The sequence below is a fragment of the Brevundimonas viscosa genome (assembly GCF_900116065.1).
In the GTDB taxonomy this organism is placed as follows: domain Bacteria; phylum Pseudomonadota; class Alphaproteobacteria; order Caulobacterales; family Caulobacteraceae; genus Brevundimonas; species Brevundimonas viscosa.
In genome coordinates this window covers 20783-36375 of sequence record NZ_FOZV01000001.1, presented here as the reverse complement: position 1 = coordinate 36375, position 15593 = coordinate 20783, and the positions used below count along the sequence as shown (strand labels likewise).

Genomic DNA, 15593 nt, shown 5'->3' with positions numbered 1-15593 from the left:
CTCATCCCTCCGCCAGGACCAGTCCGCCCATCGGCGGCAGGGTTCCGGCGGAGCCGGACGGAAGGTTGACGCTCTCCACCAGCCGCCAGCCGGGCGGCGGGCTCCACTCGACCGGATCGAGGCCGAGGTTGAACACGCAGAGCAGACGCTCGCCGCCGAGGACGCGTTCGAAGCAGATCGCCCCGTCCGGCGCGTCGAGCAGGCGCATGTCGCCGCGCGCCAGCGCCGGATGCGCCTTGCGCAGGGCGATCAGGCGGCGCGTGGCGTGCAACATGGAGGCGGGGTCCGCTTCCTGGCGATCCACCGCGAGGGCGAGGTGGCGCGGATCCAGCGGCAGCCAGGGTTCGCCGGTGGAGAAGCCGGCCCCGGGCGCGTCGGCCTTCCACGGCATCGGCGTGCGGGCGCCGTCGCGGCCGAGGGTCTGGGGCCAGTTGGCGATGGCCTCGGGGTCCTGCAGCCGTTCGAAGGGAACCTCCGCCTGGGGCAGGCCCAGCTCCTCGCCGTAGTAGACGAAGACGTTGCCGCGCAGGCACATCAGCAGCAGCATGGCCATCTCGGCGAAGGCGCGCGGATCGCGACCCCGGGACCAGCGCGAGATGGCGCGCGGCGCGTCGTGGTTGGAGAAGGTCCACGACGGCCAGCCTTGACCGTCCCGGCCGTGCCAGGCCTCGGCGCCCGCGCGCACCAGCTGGCATTCGAGCGTCGGGGCATAGAGGTAGAGGAAGCCGTAGGCGCTGTTCAGGCGATCGTCGCCTGAGGTGAAGGCCTGCATCTCGCGTTCGGCGTGGTCGCCGCCGACCTCGGCGACCGAGAAGCGGCCGCCGTAGCGGTCGGTGAGCGCGCGGATCCGCTTCAGGAAGTCGACGATGGCCGGGTGAGACTGGTTGTGGACCTTGTCCTGGAAGTCGAATGGCCGCGTCCGCTTGCCGCCCGGGGGCAGGGGCGGATTGTCCCGCAGTTCGGGGTCGTGCATGGCGAAATTGATGGCGTCGAAACGGAAGCCATCCACCCCACGATCCAGCCAGAAGCGCGCCGCTTCCAGCAGGGCGTCCTGCACCGCCGAATTGTGCACGTTCAGCTGCGGCTGCTCGGGCAGGAAGTTGTGCATGTAGTACTGGCCGCGCCGGGCGTCCCAGGTCCAGGCGGGACCGCCGAACACCGACTGCCAGTTGGTCGGCGGCGAGCCGTCGGGCCTTGCGTCGGCCCAGACGTACCAGTCGGCCTTCGGACCGTTGCGCGACTGGCGGCTCTCGCCGAACCAGGCGTGCTGGTCCGAGGTGTGGGCGAAGACGAGGTCGGTGATAACCTTCAGGCCCAGGCGGTGCGCCTTCTCCACCAGGGCGTCGAAATCGGCCAGCGTCCCGAAGATGGGATCGACGCCGCAATAGTCGGCCACGTCGTAGCCGAAGTCGCGCATCGGCGAGGTGTAGAAGGGGCTCAGCCACACCGCGTCGACGCCCAGCGAGGCGATGTGGCCGAGGTGGTCGGCGATCCCCTTGAGATCGCCGACGCCGTCGCCGTTCGAGTCGGCGAAGCTGCGCGGGTAAACCTGATAGATGACCGCCCCGCGCCACCATTCGGCGGCGTCGGCACGGGCGGCGGGATGTTCGAGAATCTGGGCGGTCACTCGGAGCCTTCGGAAACGCAGACGAGGTAGCCCAGGGCGGGCACGGAGACGGAGAGGGCGCCCGGCGCGGCGGCCCGGGCGGGACACTGGCCCAGCGCGGCGCGCCAGGCGAGGGAGGTCGTCTCGACGGGCACGTTGACGTCGCGCGCCGCGGTCGAGGTGTTGAAGACGACAAGGGTCTCGCCGGTCTCGTCGAGGCGCGAGAGGGCGAGGATTCCCGGCTCCTGGTCGGCGACCCGCACCTTGACCGCGCCGCGACGCAGGCGGACGTCGGCGGCGCGGACCCGGGTCATCTCCGCGATCCGCCGGTACATGTCGGCGCCTTCGTCGAAGGGGCCGGCGGCGGAACCGATGCGCCGGTCGTCGGCGTAGGAGGCGACGCGCGTTTCGAACATGTCCTGGCGCGCACGGCGGTCGTCGCCGTCGCCGGTGAAGCCCTGTTCGTCGCCGTAGTAGATCACCGGAACGCCGCGGCCGAGCAGGACCAGGGCGTGGGCCAGCGTCGCGCGGTCCAGCAGCTCCGCATCGGAGATGTCGGGCATGGCGTGCAGGATCAGATGGCCGATGCGGCCCATGTCGTGGTTGCCGGTGAAGGTCGGCAGCCGCCGGGCCGTCTCCACGCCGCCGGCGTAGATGGCGTCCTCCATCAGCAGGTAGCCCATGGCGTCCGGATGCTGGACGCCGGTGACCATGTTCTGCACCACCCGCTGGTAGGCGAAGTCGAGCACGGTCGGCAGTCCGTCGACGACCGTGTGCATGGCCGCCGTTCCGGATTGGAAGTCGTAGGTCTCGCCGAAGATATGGAAGTTGGGAATGCCGCGCGCGCGCGCCTTTTCCATGATCGCCGGCACGAAGGCCTGCCAGAATTCCGGGTTGACGTGACGGGCGGTGTCGATGCGGAAGCCGTCGATCCCGTAGTCGTCGATCCAGGCGCCGTAGATATCGATGAAGCCCTCGATCACGCGCGGATGCTCGGTGAACAGGTCGTCGAGACCGGCGAAGTCGCCGTCCATGCGCGCCTCGCTGTACCAGGCGCTGTTGCCGCGGTTGTGGTAGAATTCGACGTCGTTCAGCCAGGCCGGGACCTTGCGGGTCTCCTCGCCCTCCGGAACATAGGGCGTGTAGGCATAGTCCGGCCGCACCAGGGTCGTGAAGTCGCTGCCCGGCTCCCCGGTGAAGCCGGAATTGATCGCCTCGCCGTCGAGGCCGCCGCGGCGCTGGTAGGGATAGTCGCCCTTCCAGCGGTAGCCGCAGTCATTGTCCGGGCACTCCCGGTAGCGGATGACGTCGGCGGTGTGGTTGATGACGATGTCGAGATAGACCTTGATGCCGCGCGCGTGCGCCGCCCCGACCAGCGCCCGGAACTCCTCGTTGGTCCCGAAGTGCGGATCGATACGGGTGAAGTCGGTGATCCAGTAGCCGTGGTAGGCCGCGCTCTCGTGCCCGGACTGGCCCTGCACGGGCTTGTTGACGAAGGGCGGCGCGATCCAGAGCGCGGTCACGCCCAGCCCCTGCAGATAGTCGAGGCGCTCCGTCAGGCCTCGCAGGTCGCCGCCGTGATAGAAGCCGGGGTCGGTCGGGTCGTAGCCGGTGGCCAGACGATCGCCGGACAGGCCGCCCTGGTCGTTGGACGGGTCGCCGTTGGCGAAGCGGTCCGGCAGCAGGAAGTAGATCACCTCGTCCTCAGGCGGCCGCTCCCGGAAGCCGCCGGCGGACTGGGCCGCGGCCGGCGCGGCGAAGGCAGCCAGCGCGGCCGTCAACAGGAGCGCGCGCGAGAAGCGGGCCGGCATTGACCGTCCGGGCATGAAGGCGTCCTCCGAAGCGTCCGCCGGCGACATTGGCCGATGGATCAGTTTGCAAGAGTTTGCAGCGGGCGCGCCCGGTGTCAATCCGGCGAAAATACAGAACGAAAATACGGCCCCCGCAGCGCGAATCCCATTGTGCGGCGCGGCAAGGATTAACAGATCGTCACATTTGGGACACGGTGAAGGCGCTCGTGCCGCCGACCGCTTGCGTGTTTGCGATAAGTTTGCATAACTTTGCGATGACGCTGGACGCTTCCACAGAAATGCGCCGGCCCCAGGGAGGTTATGAGATGAGAACCCAGGTCACCCGGCGTGCGCGCCTTCTCGGTGGAGCCGCTCTCGGCGTCGTCGGTTTGCTGGCCATGGCCGGCGCGGCCCAGGCCCAGAGCCAGGACCCGCAGGACGAGCCGACCGAAATCGGCGAGATCATCGTCACCGGCATTCGCGGTTCGATCGAGGCCTCGATTTCGGAGAAGGCCAACAACACCTCGATCGTCGAGGTGATCTCGGCCGAGGACATCGGCAAGCTCCCCGACGTTTCGATCGCCGAGTCGCTGGCGCGCCTGCCGGGCGTGACCTCCCAGCGTCTGGACGGGCGCAGCCAGCTCATCTCCATCCGGGGCCTGGGACCGGACTTCACCACCGCGCTGCTGAACGGTCGCGAGCTGGTCACGACCGGCGACAACCGCGGCGTCGAGTTCGACCAGTTTCCCTCCGAACTGCTCGGCAGCGTGGTCGTCTACAAGACCCCGGACGCCGAGCTGGTCGGCCAGGGGCTGGCGGGCACCGTCGACCTGCGCACTATCCGCCCGCTGGCCTACGGCCGCCGCGCGATCGCGGCGAACTACCGTCACGAGTGGAACGACATCGGCGCGCTGAACTCCGGCACGACCGACCAGGGCGACCGCTACACCCTGTCCTACATCAACCAGTTCGCCGACGACACGGTCGGTCTGGCGCTGGGCTGGGCCCACATGAGCTCGCCCTACCAGTCCGAGCGCTTCAACGCCTGGGGCTATCCGACGATCGACATCAACGACGACCGCTTCGGGCAGACAGTGGGCGGTGTGCGCGTGGCGCGGCCGGGGTACGAGGAGGAGATCGGCCAGCTGGTCACCGGCGGCGTCAAGCCGTACGTGATGTCTTCGGAGCTGGAGCGCGACGGCTACATGGGCGTGCTGGAATGGCGCCCGAACGACCGCCTGCACACCACCTTTGACGCCTTCTACTCGCAGTTCGAGAACACCCAGGTCCTGCGCGGGATCGAGTTTCCGCTATACTGGGGCGGCTCGGCCGGCGCCTGTCCCGGGACTCCGGACGTCTGCCGCCCGGCGCCCACGCTGCGCCCCGACGCGGTGGTCGAGGACGGCCTGATCGTCGCGGGCACCTGGGACAACATCAAGGGCGTCGTCCGCAACGATCTGAACAAGCGTGACAGCGAAATTCTGGCCTTGGGCTGGAACACCGAACTGGTCGCCAACCAGGACTGGACGCTTGAACTCGACCTCAACTACTCGAAGGTCGAACGCAGCGACATCATCCTCGAGACCAACGCCGGCACCGGCCGAAACGTCGCCGGCGCGCTCGACACCCTGGGCTTTGAGCTGACCGACGACGGCGTCACCCGCTTCACCAGCCAGCTGAACTACGCCGATCCGAACCTGATCCGCATCACCAGCCCGCAAGGCTGGGGCGGGGACGTGATTCCGGAAGGCCAGGCGGGCTACATGAACACGCCGACCGTGACCGACGAGATCCGGGCCGTACGCCTGTCGGGGACCCGCACGCTCAGCGGCGCGCCGTTCCGCTCGATGACCTTCGGCGTCAACCACTCCGAGCGCGAAAAGGTCTTCATCAACGACCAGTTCTACATCGGCGTCCCGGGCGGCGGCGACCTGGCGGTGCCTAGCAACCTGCTGCTGGCGCCGACCGACCTCGGCTACCTCGGCATCTCCCAGGTGATCAGCTATGACGCGCTCGCCCTGGTCAACAGCGGCGCCCTGGACCTCATCCGGAACCCCAACGCCGATGTGATCACTGGCAACTGGGAAGTGACCGAGAAGGTCACGACCGCCTACGCCATGTGGGACATTGAACATAACCTGTTCGGCCGGCCGCTGACCGGCAACGTCGGCGTCCAGGTCGTCCACACCGACCAGATGTCGGACGGCTTCTCGGCGCGCCAGGTCGGTCCGGGCGTGGCCGAAACCATCGCGGTGACCGGCGGGGATGCCTACACTGAGTTCCTCCCCAGCACGAACCTGAACGTGGAGATCGCCGACGACACCTTCGTGCGCTTCGCCCTGGCGCGCACCCTGGCCCGGCCGCGCATGGACGACATGCGCGCCTCGCGGAACTACTCGTTCAACGTCGCCAACAACATCCCGGGCGCCGAAGCCGACAGGAACTCCCCCTGGAGCGCCTCGAGCGGCAATCCCGAGCTGCAGCCCTTCATCGCCGACGTGGTCGACTTGTCGCTCGAGAAGTACTTCGCCAACCGGCGGGGCTACGTTGCGCTGGCGGGCTTCTACAAGCACCTCGAGAGCTACGTTTACACCCGCAACCAGATCGTCGACTTCACGGGCTATCCGAGCGGAGGCGTGACGCCGGTGATCAACCTGGGTCTCTCCTCGTCTCCGGACAACGGCGAGGGCGGCTGGATCCAGGGCGTCGAGTTCGCCCTGTCGACGCCGTTCGACATTTTCCACCCGGCTCTGGAAGGCTTCGGCCTCATCTTCAGCGCCTCGGCGACCGACAGCGAGATCCAGCCGGATCCGACCCAGGCGCCAACCGCCCTGCCGGGCCTTTCGGAAACCGTGGTCAACGGCACGGTCTATTATGAGCGCAGCGGCTTCCAGGCGCGCCTCTCGACCCGCTACCGCTCCGACTTCCTTGGCGAAGTGGCCGGCTTCGGCAACGGCCGCACCCTGCGCTCGGTGGCCGGCGAAACGGTGCTGGACGCCCAGGTCGGCTACGAGTTCCAGGACGGTCCGCTCGACGGGCTGTCGATCCTGGCCCAGGCCAACAACCTGACCGACGAGCCGTTCAAGACCTTCCAGAACGGCGACGAGCGTCAGACCATCGACTTCCACCGTTACGGCCGCACCTTTGCGGTGGGCCTGAACTACCGCTTCTGACCGACCCCAACCGGTCAGGGCAGGGGGGCCGCTTCGGGAAACCGGGGCGGCCCTCGTCTTTTCGACGCCTGCGGGCCACTTTTGGTTACGGCCGGCCGCAAAGCGCTGGACGCGGACGCCGCCGGATGGAAGCAAGGACGCCAGGACAAGGCCGCGCGTGCGCACGCCGGCCGCCGGGGAGAGACATGACCGACACCACAGCTTCGCCGCCGTCGCGGACCCAGGGCACGGGCCTCGCCTTCGCCTATGTGACCACCCTGTTCTTCGCCTGGGGCTTCGCCACCTCGCTGATCGACCCGCTGATCGCGGCGGTCCGCAAGGTGTTCGACCTCAGCACCGCCGAGGCCATGCTGACCGCGTCGGCCTGGTTCATCGCCTACGCGGTGGTGTCGGTGCCCGCCGCCGCCGTGCTCAGCAAGCTGGGCTACAGCCGCTCGATCATCTCGGCCCTGGCCGTCATGGTTCTGGGCTGCCTGATCGTGCCGGTGGCGACGATCATGGACTGGTATCCGGGCGTGCTGATCGCCCTGTTCGTCATCGCCTCGGGCGTGACCCTGCTGCAGGTCGCGGCCAACCCGCTGGTTGCGGCGCTCGGCTCGCGCAAGTCCTCGCACGCCCGCCTGAACTTCTCGCAGTTCTTCAACTCGCTGGGCACGACGGTCGGCCCCTGGCTCGGCTCGACGGTGCTGCTGACCGGCGGCGTGTTCGCCGCCGGGGCGGTGGTGACCGCCGCGACCCGCGACGAGTCGCTGCGCAGCATCGACTTCGCCTTCCTGGCGCTCGGCGGCTTCTTCGCCGTGGTGGCCTTCTTCATCTTCACCGCCCGCAAGAAGATCAACGCCGCGGCGGCCGGGGCGGACGAGGGCGGCGGCGTGGCCTCGCCGCTCAAGGCGTTCGGCTCGAAGTGGGCCCTCTTCGGCGCCCTGGCGATCTTCATCTACGTCGGCTCCGAAGTGACCATCGGCGGCCTGCTGACCAACTTCCTGCACAGTCCCACCATCCTGAACATCCCCGAGGCCGACGCCGGACGCATGGTCAGCCTGTACTGGGGCGGCGCCATGGTCGGCCGCTTCATCGGCGCCCTGCTGCTGACCCGCGTCCGGGCCGGCGTGCTGCTGACGGTCAACACCGCGATCGCCGCCGTGCTGTGTCTGGTGGTCACCCAGACGACCGGCGAGACGGCGGCCTGGGCGGCCATCGCGGTCGGCTTCTTCAACTCGATCATGTTCCCGACCATCTTCACCCTGACGCTGGAGCGATCGGGCGCGCCGGCCTCGGCGACCTCGGGCCTGCTGTGCACCGCCATCGTCGGCGGAGCCGTGCTGCCGTACATCGCCGGCCACCTGGTCGACGACGCCGCGGCGGTCTTCAATCCGGCCTTCTACGTGCCGCTGGTCGGCTACATCCTGCTGACCGTGTTCGCCATCGCCTGCGCCCGCTCGAAGGTGCGTGACGGCGACGTCGTGGCGGCGCCCGCGTCGCACTGATCGGCGTGAGCGCGCAGGAACAAGGGCCGCCGGGGCATCCCCGGCGGCCTTTGCGCATTTCGGAGAGTGCGTCCTAGACTGGACGCCTGACGACCGGGGAGCCGTATGAGCCGTCGCCTGTTCCGCAGCCTGTTCGCCGCCCTCCTGCTGGCGCTCGCCGCCGGTCCCGCCTGGGCCGAGGTCACCCTGACCTTCTACGCCCATCCCGGCGCGCGCATCCGCGGCGGCGAACTGCTGTTCCCGCACGCCTTCGTCCACGCTGTCGGCGTCCTCGACGACACGGGCGAGCCGGTCGACTGGGCGGCCGGGTTCACGGCGAAGAACCCGGGGCCGCAGCTGCTGTTCGCACGCGGCGCCGGCGTGGTGCTCGAGCCCGACCCCCGCTATGTCGGGGAGGGGCGGCCCTATCTGTCGCTGACCGTGGACGACGCCGTCTACCGCGCGCTCCGCGCCCGCGCGGACTGGTGGAACGGGCCGGAGGGATCGGTCTACGATCTGCGCCGTCGCAACTGCATCACCTTCATCGCCGACCTCGCCCGGCTGGCGGGGCTGCAGACGGCAGGCGAGCCATCGATGAAGCCGGGAACCTTTCTCGAGGCGACGGCGGCGCTGAACCCCGCGGCGGCCTGGACGGGCGGGTCGCCGGAGTTCGCTGCGCGCCCGGACACTGTTCCACCTGTGGTAGTAGTTCCCGCACCCGCGGCTGCGACCGGCCTCTGACCACGGCGCTCTGAGACTTCTGTCCGGATCCGGGCGTCCACCGCAGCGGGCTGCAGCGCGGGGAGCGCACCCTGTCGCCCTCTAGCGGTGAAGCTCCGGAAATCGATTGCCAATCGCCGGTGACGGGTCATAGGGTCTGGAACCAGTATTTCGGGGATGTGGGCGATGCGCAACCGTAGCGTGAAGGGCATGATCGTCACCGCGGCGGTCGCGGCCATGCTGACGCCTTTGGCCGCCTGTGGCGGCGGCGGCGGCGGCGCCTCGGGCGGGGTTGTGACGCCAGTGCCGCCTCCGCCCCCTCCGCCTCCGCCGCCCCCTCCGCCTCCGCCGCCACCCCCTCCGCCGCCGCCGCCGCCCCCGCCGCCGCCTCCTCCTCCTCCGCCCTCGCCGACCTCGGCGGAGTACCTGCGCAACTACGGCGTCGGGAACTCGGGCGCGATCACGGCGTGGAACGCGGGCGCGACGGGCGCCGGCGTCAACATCGGGGTCATCGACTCCGGCATCGATTTCAACCAGGCCGACATGGTCGGCCGGATATCGCCGCTGTCGATCGACGTGGTGGCCGGGCGCAACACGCCCACCGGCACGATCGGCGCCGGCGGCGAGCCCGCCCACGGCACCACGGTCTCGGGCGTGATCGCCTCGAACTTCAACGGCTTCGGCACCATCGGGACGGCCTATGAGTCGACCATCATCTCGATACGGGCCGATGTCAGCGACTGCACCGATCCCGAGGACACCGTCTGCTTCAAGTCCACGGACCTGATCGCCGCCATCGACTACGCCATCGCCAACAGGGTGCCGATCGTGAACATGTCGCTGGGCGGCGAGGGGCCGCTCGGCGCCGGCTTCGAGGCGGCGCTGCAGCGGGCGGTCAACGCCGGCATCGTGTTCACCATCGCCGCGGGCAACGCCGGCGACGAGCCCACCGGCGGCAACCCCGAATGGCCCGGCCGGTACGCCACCGACATTCGCTTCGCCGGCAGCATCATCGTCGTCGGGGCGCATGACGCCGCCAACCAGATCGCCGCCTTCTCGAACCGGGCCGGCGTCTCGGCCGCCAGCTACATCAGCGCGGCCGGCGTGGACGTCATTACGGCCTGCGCCGGAACCTCGTGCTGGCGTGTGAACGGCACCTCCTTCGCCGCGCCTGCGGTCGCGGGGGCTCTGGCCCTTCTGCTCGACGCCTTCCCCAACCTTTCCGGCCGCGAGGCGGTCGCCATCCTCCTGCAGACCGCCCGCGACGCCGGCGACGCCGGGACCGACACCGTCTACGGCCGGGGCCTGCTGGACATCGCCCGTGCCTTCCAGCCGGTCGGTTCGACCAGCGTGCCGATGGGGTCGGGCGCCACGGTGTCGGTGACGAGCACGCGCTTCGCCTACACCGGCGCGGCTTTCGGCGACGCCTTCCGCCGCGGCCAGGGGCTGCAGACCGTTGGACACGACTCGTTCGACCGCCTGTTCCGCGTCGATCTGGCGGCGGCCTTCGGCGAGGCGCCGCGCGGCGAGCGCATCCGCATGCCCCAGGTGGAGCAGCGGCAGGCGCGGCTGACCGTCGACGCTCCCATGGGCGGGCAGCTTTCGCTGACGAGCAGCACCATCCTCGAGGACGACGCCTTTGACCCGGCGGCCGCCTCGCACGCCCTGACGCCCTGGCTCGACGACCGCCGGCGCGAAGACGTGATGGTCGAGTTCTCGACCGACCGCGGCGCGGTCGCCGTCTGGCAGGGCCGCAACGGCGCCCGTTCGCCGTTCGAGCTGGGCGCCGGCGACGGCTTCGCGTCGCTGGCCCAGGTCGATCGCGCGGTGCTGGGGGCGGTCCGTGTCGGCGACCTGACCTTCACCGCCGACGCGGGCTCGGGCGACCGGGCCATGCCGTTCCGCCAGGCCGAGGACGATGTCTCGCGCTACGCCCGCTTCGCCATGAACTGGCAGGCTTCGGACGCGGCGCGCCTGACCTTCGCCGCCGGCGGCCTGGACGAACGCATGGGCCCGCTGGGTTCCTATGTGCCGGTCGGCTCCGGTTTCGAGATGCCCAGCGACACCACCTTCGCCGGCGTGTCGGGCCAGTTCGATCTGGGGTCCGGCCTGTGGCTGGACGCCGAGATGGGCTTCGCCCGCACCGATCTGGCCGGCGAGTTCCTCAGCCTGTCCGAGCAGGCGCTGAGCTCCAGCTGGCGGATCGGCCTGACCACCTTCTGCAAGGAGCTCGGCTTCGGCTGCCGCTCGCTGACCTGGTCGATCTCGCAGCCGCTGCGGGTGGAGCGCGGCGAGTTCAGCGCCTGGCTGGCGGACGCCCCGCTTGAATATTTCGATCCGCTGACCTTCTCGGAGCGCCGCTTCTCGGCCACGCCGACCGGGCGGCAGATCGATTTCTCGCTGGGCAGCCACCACGCCCTTCCCGACGGCTCCGAGCTGGCGCTGCGGGCGGTGGTCACCCGCGACGACCGCCACCAGCGTTCGGCCGAACCGGCCTACGCCCTGCTCGGCAGCTGGCGGAGCAGGTTCTAGATCGGAGCCTGAACGCCACTGGCGGCCGGCTGATCGAGCGGGTAGAGCGTAACCGCTAGGTAAGAAGAGCGCGCCATGGTTGTATATCCAGTCATCCTCTGCGGGGGAGCAGGCACCCGCCTCTGGCCGGCCTCCCGCCCCGCCAACCCCAAGCAGTTCCTGGATCTTCTCAGCGATCTTTCACTCTTCCAGGAAACGGCCAAGCGTGTCGTGCCCCTCGCTGACGGCGGCGGCCGCCTGATCATTGTCGCGGGTGAAAGCCACCGCGGCGCCATCGTTGAGCAACTTGCACGACTGTCACTGAATGCGACGGTGCTGCTGGAGCCGGAAGGGCGCGATTCGGCCGCGGCTATGGCCGCGGCAGCGCTTTGGATCAGACGGGAGGCGAAAAACGGGATCGCCTTGTTTGTCGCGTCCGACCACCACATTCCCGATGCCGATGCCTTCAGGTCGTCTGTGAAGGAGGGTTGGAATGCCGCGAACGCGGGCGAGATCGTCACCTTTGGCGTCCGGCCAACAGAGCCGTCGTCAGCCTACGGTTACATTCAGCCTCAAGGTCCGGGCTTGGCCAAGGTGGAAAGATTCGTCGAAAAACCGAGCGGGGAGACTGCGGAGGCTTACCTTCGCGAAGGCTTCCTGTGGAACAGCGGCAACTTCATGGTGCGGGCCGACGTCCTGCTAGCGGAGCTCGAGGCATTCGCACCTGCAGTGACCGAGGCGGTTAGCAGGTCGCTTCCGAATACGCCGGCCGACATACTCCAGCTGTCGGAGGCGTTCAGGGGCTCGCCGAAAATCTCTATTGACTACGCTGTGATGGAGCGGAGCGACCGCGTTTCGGTCCTTCCCGTCGACTTCAGCTGGTCCGATCTGGGCGCATGGGATGCGGTGGCCTCGGCAGGGTCGGCAGACAAGGGTCTCTGGGTCGGAGCCGACGGCGACGCCTGTCTTGTCCGCGCCGCGAAGGGAATGGTGGTGGCTACGGCAGGTGTCAGGGATCTTGCGATCATAGCTGAACCCGATGCCGTGTTGGTCTGCAGTCTGAGTCGAGCTCAGGAGGTGAAGGGGCTCGTTGAGCGGATTCGCGTGACCTCTCCAGCACATGCGGACGGACGCTCACCCCCGCCAAGTTTTGAAGATCAGGTGCAGTCCTTCGACCGGTGGATGCGCCTGAACGCCTTTCCGGTGTGGGCGACGCTGGGCGTCGACCAAGATGGAGGTTTCCGGGAGACGCTCCAGTCCGACGGTGCGTGCGCGACCCTCTTCCGGCGAGCGCGCGTGCAGGCGCGGCAGGCGTGGGTCTACAGCGTCGCCGGACGCGCGGGCTGGGCCGGTCCCTGGCGGCGGCTGGTGGTCGAGGGGCTGGATCGCTTCGAGGGCGCCAACCGGCGCCCCGACGGGCTGTACCGCACCCGCGTTTCGGCGGAGGGCGCGGTGCTGGACGACACGGCCTCGCTCTACGACCAGGCCTTCGCCCTTCTGGCCTTCGCCGCGGCCGCGGAGGCGGGCGTGGAGCGGGAGCTGATGTCCGGACGGGCCCATGCGCTCCGCGAGGCCTTGGCGGGATTGGCCCTGCCCGGCGGCGGCTGGCGCGAGGACGCCGGCCATCCGCACCAGGCCAACGCCCACATGCACCTGTTCGAGGCCTGCCTCGCCTGGGAGGCGGTTGAGCCGCGGCGGGAGTGGACCGCCATGGCCGACGCGATCGCCGCCCTCGCGCGGCGGCATTTCATCGACGCTGACGGCGGCTTCCTGCGCGAGTTCTTCGCCCCGGACTGGAGCCCCGCGGCGGGAGAGGCCGGGCGCCTGGTCGAGCCGGGCCACCAGTTCGAATGGGCCTGGTTGTTGACGCGCTGGGGCCGCGCCCGGGGGGACGACTGGGCGGCCGCGGCGGCGGAACGGCTTTACGCCGCGGGCCTGCGCGGCATCGACGCGGTGCGCGGGGTGGCCGTCGACGAGCTGGACGACCAGCTGAACGTCCGTTCGGGACGCGCCCGACTGTGGCCCCAGACCGAGCGGCTGAAGGCGGCGCTGATCCTCGGCGACCGGGTTCCCGCGTCGCACGCGGCCGAGGCGCTGAAGGGCCTGCAACGGTATCTTGAGCCCACCGGCCTGTGGCGCGACAAGCTCGAACCGGATGGCCGCTTCATCGACGAACCTGCACCTGCGAGTTCGCTCTACCACATCGCCGCGGCCTGGCTTCAGCTGCGCGAAAGCACAGGGGCGGGACGTCCCGCCCACGAACTCGCTTAAAGGAAGGTCCGGCTTTCGCCCACCGGGGGCGGCGTCATCCGACCGACCGGAAGAGCGGCCACCTCGCCGTAAAGACCGGCCGTGCGAGGGCGATCCGGCGCAAGAGGCGGCGGTGTCGGACGTAGCTCTTCCTGGTTACGCATCTCGCTAATCTCCCCTGCGAGCGGCAGGGCCCCTTAACGCCGCCTTTCGCGCCGAGGATCAAGCTTCGCCGCTCTTCAACTCTTTGGGTTTACGTCAGGCGCAAAGCGCGACGTTAGGCGCTGGCGGCGAAGCTGCGCTAAGGATGATCGTGTGGGGTTGAAGGAGAAGCCGGGGTGATCGAAGGCAGGTCGGTTCTGGCCGTCGTAACCGCCCGCGGCGGGTCCAAGGGCCTTCCCGGCAAGAACTTGCGCACGTTGGCGGGTCGGCCGCTGATCGCCTGGACGATCGCCGCGGCGCAGGCTGCGGGTGCCGTCGATCGCCTCATTGTGTCCTCGGACGACGCCGAGATCATCAAGGCGACGCAGGCCCTCGGCTGCGACGTGCCGTTCCGCCGATCGCCGGAGCTATCCGGCGACGCGGCAGGATCGCTCGACGTGGTGCTGGACGCCCTCGACCGGGTTCCCGGCTTCGAGGTGGTGGTGTTGCTGCAGCCGACGTCGCCGCTCCGGACCGCCGCCGACATCGACGGCGCCCTGGGACGCATGGCCACGACCGGGGCGCCGGCCTGCGTCTCAGTGACCGAGGCGCCGATGCACCCATGGCTCGCCTATGGGCAGGACGCCCGGGGGCGACTGGATCCGTTCTGCGCGCCCCCGGGCGGCGCCAGCCTGCGTCGCCAGGACCTCCCGCCGGCGTGGATGCTGAACGGCGCGGTCTACGCCGCCGAGGTGGATTGGCTGCGCCGCGAGCGGAGCTTCCTGAAGCCCGGCGAGACCGCGATCTGGCAGATGCCGTCGGAGCGCTCGATCGACATCGACACCCTGGAGGACTTCGAAGCCGCCGAGCGGCTGATGCTTGGCTGAACGGTCAGGGCAGCAGCTCTTCGCCGGCGGCGCGCTTCGCCTCGATCTCGCGCTGCACCCCCTCCAGCGCCCGCGCCCGCGAACCCGCGGAGGCGTGGCCGATCTGGGGGAAGCGCACGCGCCAGTTCGACTCGCCGAAACGCCGCCAGAACGGAGCGGCGGCGGCGGGATCGTAGCCGGCGCGGGCGGACAGGTAGAGTCCCACGCGATCAGCCTGCTGCTCGGCGCCGCCCCCGCCGCCTTGCGTCACCCAGGCCTCGTCGTTGGTCTGCCGCGCCGCGCCGCCCGCCTCGCTCCAGTGGCGGTGGCGCAGCACGTGGTGGGCCAGCTCGTGGCCGAGGATGACAGCCAGCTCGTCATCGCTTGCGGCGAAGCCCGCCAGCGCCGTGCTGATGAACAGCCTGCGGCCGTCAGCGCGAGCGTTCAGTTCGTCCGACGGGTTCAGCTGGACGTCGTAGCCGCAGGCGTGCTCCGCCTGCACCGCCAGCTCCAGCGTCTGCGCACCGCGCTGCACGCGGAAGCGAGCGCCGCCGTCGGCGAGCGCCTCGTCGACCACGCGCAGGTTGCGACCCAGACCGTCCCAGCTGGGCGCGCCAGCATGATCGCCCGGCGCCAGGGGCCGTCCGTCGGCGGCGAGCAGCAGGTCGCCAGGCTGGAAGCCCGCCGCGGCAGCCGGCGATCCCGTGGGCGACGACAACACCCCCGGAAGGTCCCCACGCAGGCCGAAGCGCTCCGTCGCATGCGGCCGCAGGTCCTCGCTGTACTGCTTGGCCGAGTGCAGCGCCCAGCCGGCCGACTGCCGCACCGCCGGGCACAGGGCGGCGTTGGCTTCCGACAGCCGCCACGCCACCCGCGCCACCCGCTCGTCGAGGTCGGTCAGGGCGGACAGGCGCAGGGCGGCGTCGTTTCCGGCGCTAACGGAGGGCGCGGACGCCGGCGTCTGGCTGCAGCCGACGAGGGCGGCGGCGAGCGCGGCGGTCACGGCGACGGAGAGGAGGCGAGGGGCCGGAGCCATGTCTTCAACAACACCATCCGGGCCTTCCGCACAA

The 15593-nt window shown here is 69.8% G+C and carries 9 protein-coding genes; 6 read left to right on the top strand and 3 right to left on the bottom strand.

The features are described 5' to 3' along the window. Position 1: 1 nt before the first annotated feature. On the bottom strand, positions 2-1627 hold the full coding sequence (locus BM333_RS00140) for an alpha-amylase family glycosyl hydrolase (protein WP_245777092.1): 1626 nt from the start codon (positions 1625-1627) through the stop codon (positions 2-4). Next, on the bottom strand, positions 1624-3432 hold the full coding sequence (locus tag BM333_RS00135) for an alpha-amylase family glycosyl hydrolase (protein ID WP_245777091.1): 1809 nt from the start codon (positions 3430-3432) through the stop codon (positions 1624-1626). Before BM333_RS00135 ends, BM333_RS00140 begins: the two co-directional genes overlap by 4 nt. Positions 3433-3722: 290 nt before the next feature. On the opposite strand from BM333_RS00135, the gene BM333_RS00130 reads away from it, so the two are divergent. The 6 genes from BM333_RS00130 (at position 3723) to BM333_RS00105 (ending at position 14544) form a co-directional block, all read left to right on the top strand. Next, a complete protein-coding gene (locus tag BM333_RS00130; protein WP_092306106.1) occupies positions 3723-6569 on the top strand; it encodes a TonB-dependent receptor in 2847 nt (948 codons plus the stop codon). A gap of 185 nt (positions 6570-6754) precedes the next feature. Beyond that, a complete protein-coding gene (locus tag BM333_RS00125) occupies positions 6755-8056 on the top strand; it encodes a sugar MFS transporter (protein ID WP_092306105.1) in 1302 nt (433 codons plus the stop codon). 105 nt (positions 8057-8161) lie between these two features. Further along, the gene (locus BM333_RS00120; protein WP_092306104.1) at positions 8162-8776 is read left to right on the top strand and encodes a hypothetical protein; all 615 of its coding nucleotides are present in this window, start codon (positions 8162-8164) and stop codon (positions 8774-8776) included. 165 nt (positions 8777-8941) lie between these two features. Further along, on the top strand, positions 8942-11287 hold the full coding sequence (locus tag BM333_RS00115) for a S8 family peptidase (protein WP_245777090.1): 2346 nt from the start codon (positions 8942-8944) through the stop codon (positions 11285-11287). A 75-nt stretch (positions 11288-11362) separates the two neighbouring features. Then, positions 11363-13537, top strand: a complete 2175-nt coding sequence (locus BM333_RS00110; protein WP_092306103.1) for an AGE family epimerase/isomerase — start codon at positions 11363-11365, stop codon at positions 13535-13537. 317 nt (positions 13538-13854) lie between these two features. Continuing rightward, positions 13855-14544, top strand: a complete 690-nt coding sequence (locus BM333_RS00105) for an acylneuraminate cytidylyltransferase family protein (RefSeq protein WP_092306102.1) — start codon at positions 13855-13857, stop codon at positions 14542-14544. Between the two features lie 4 nt (positions 14545-14548). Here BM333_RS00105 and BM333_RS00100 read toward each other — a convergent pair whose 3' ends face one another. Next, positions 14549-15559 (bottom strand): M48 family metalloprotease, encoded by a 1011-nt coding sequence (locus BM333_RS00100; RefSeq protein ID WP_092306101.1) that lies wholly within the window; start codon positions 15557-15559, stop codon positions 14549-14551. Between the last annotated feature and the right edge of the window lie 34 nt (positions 15560-15593).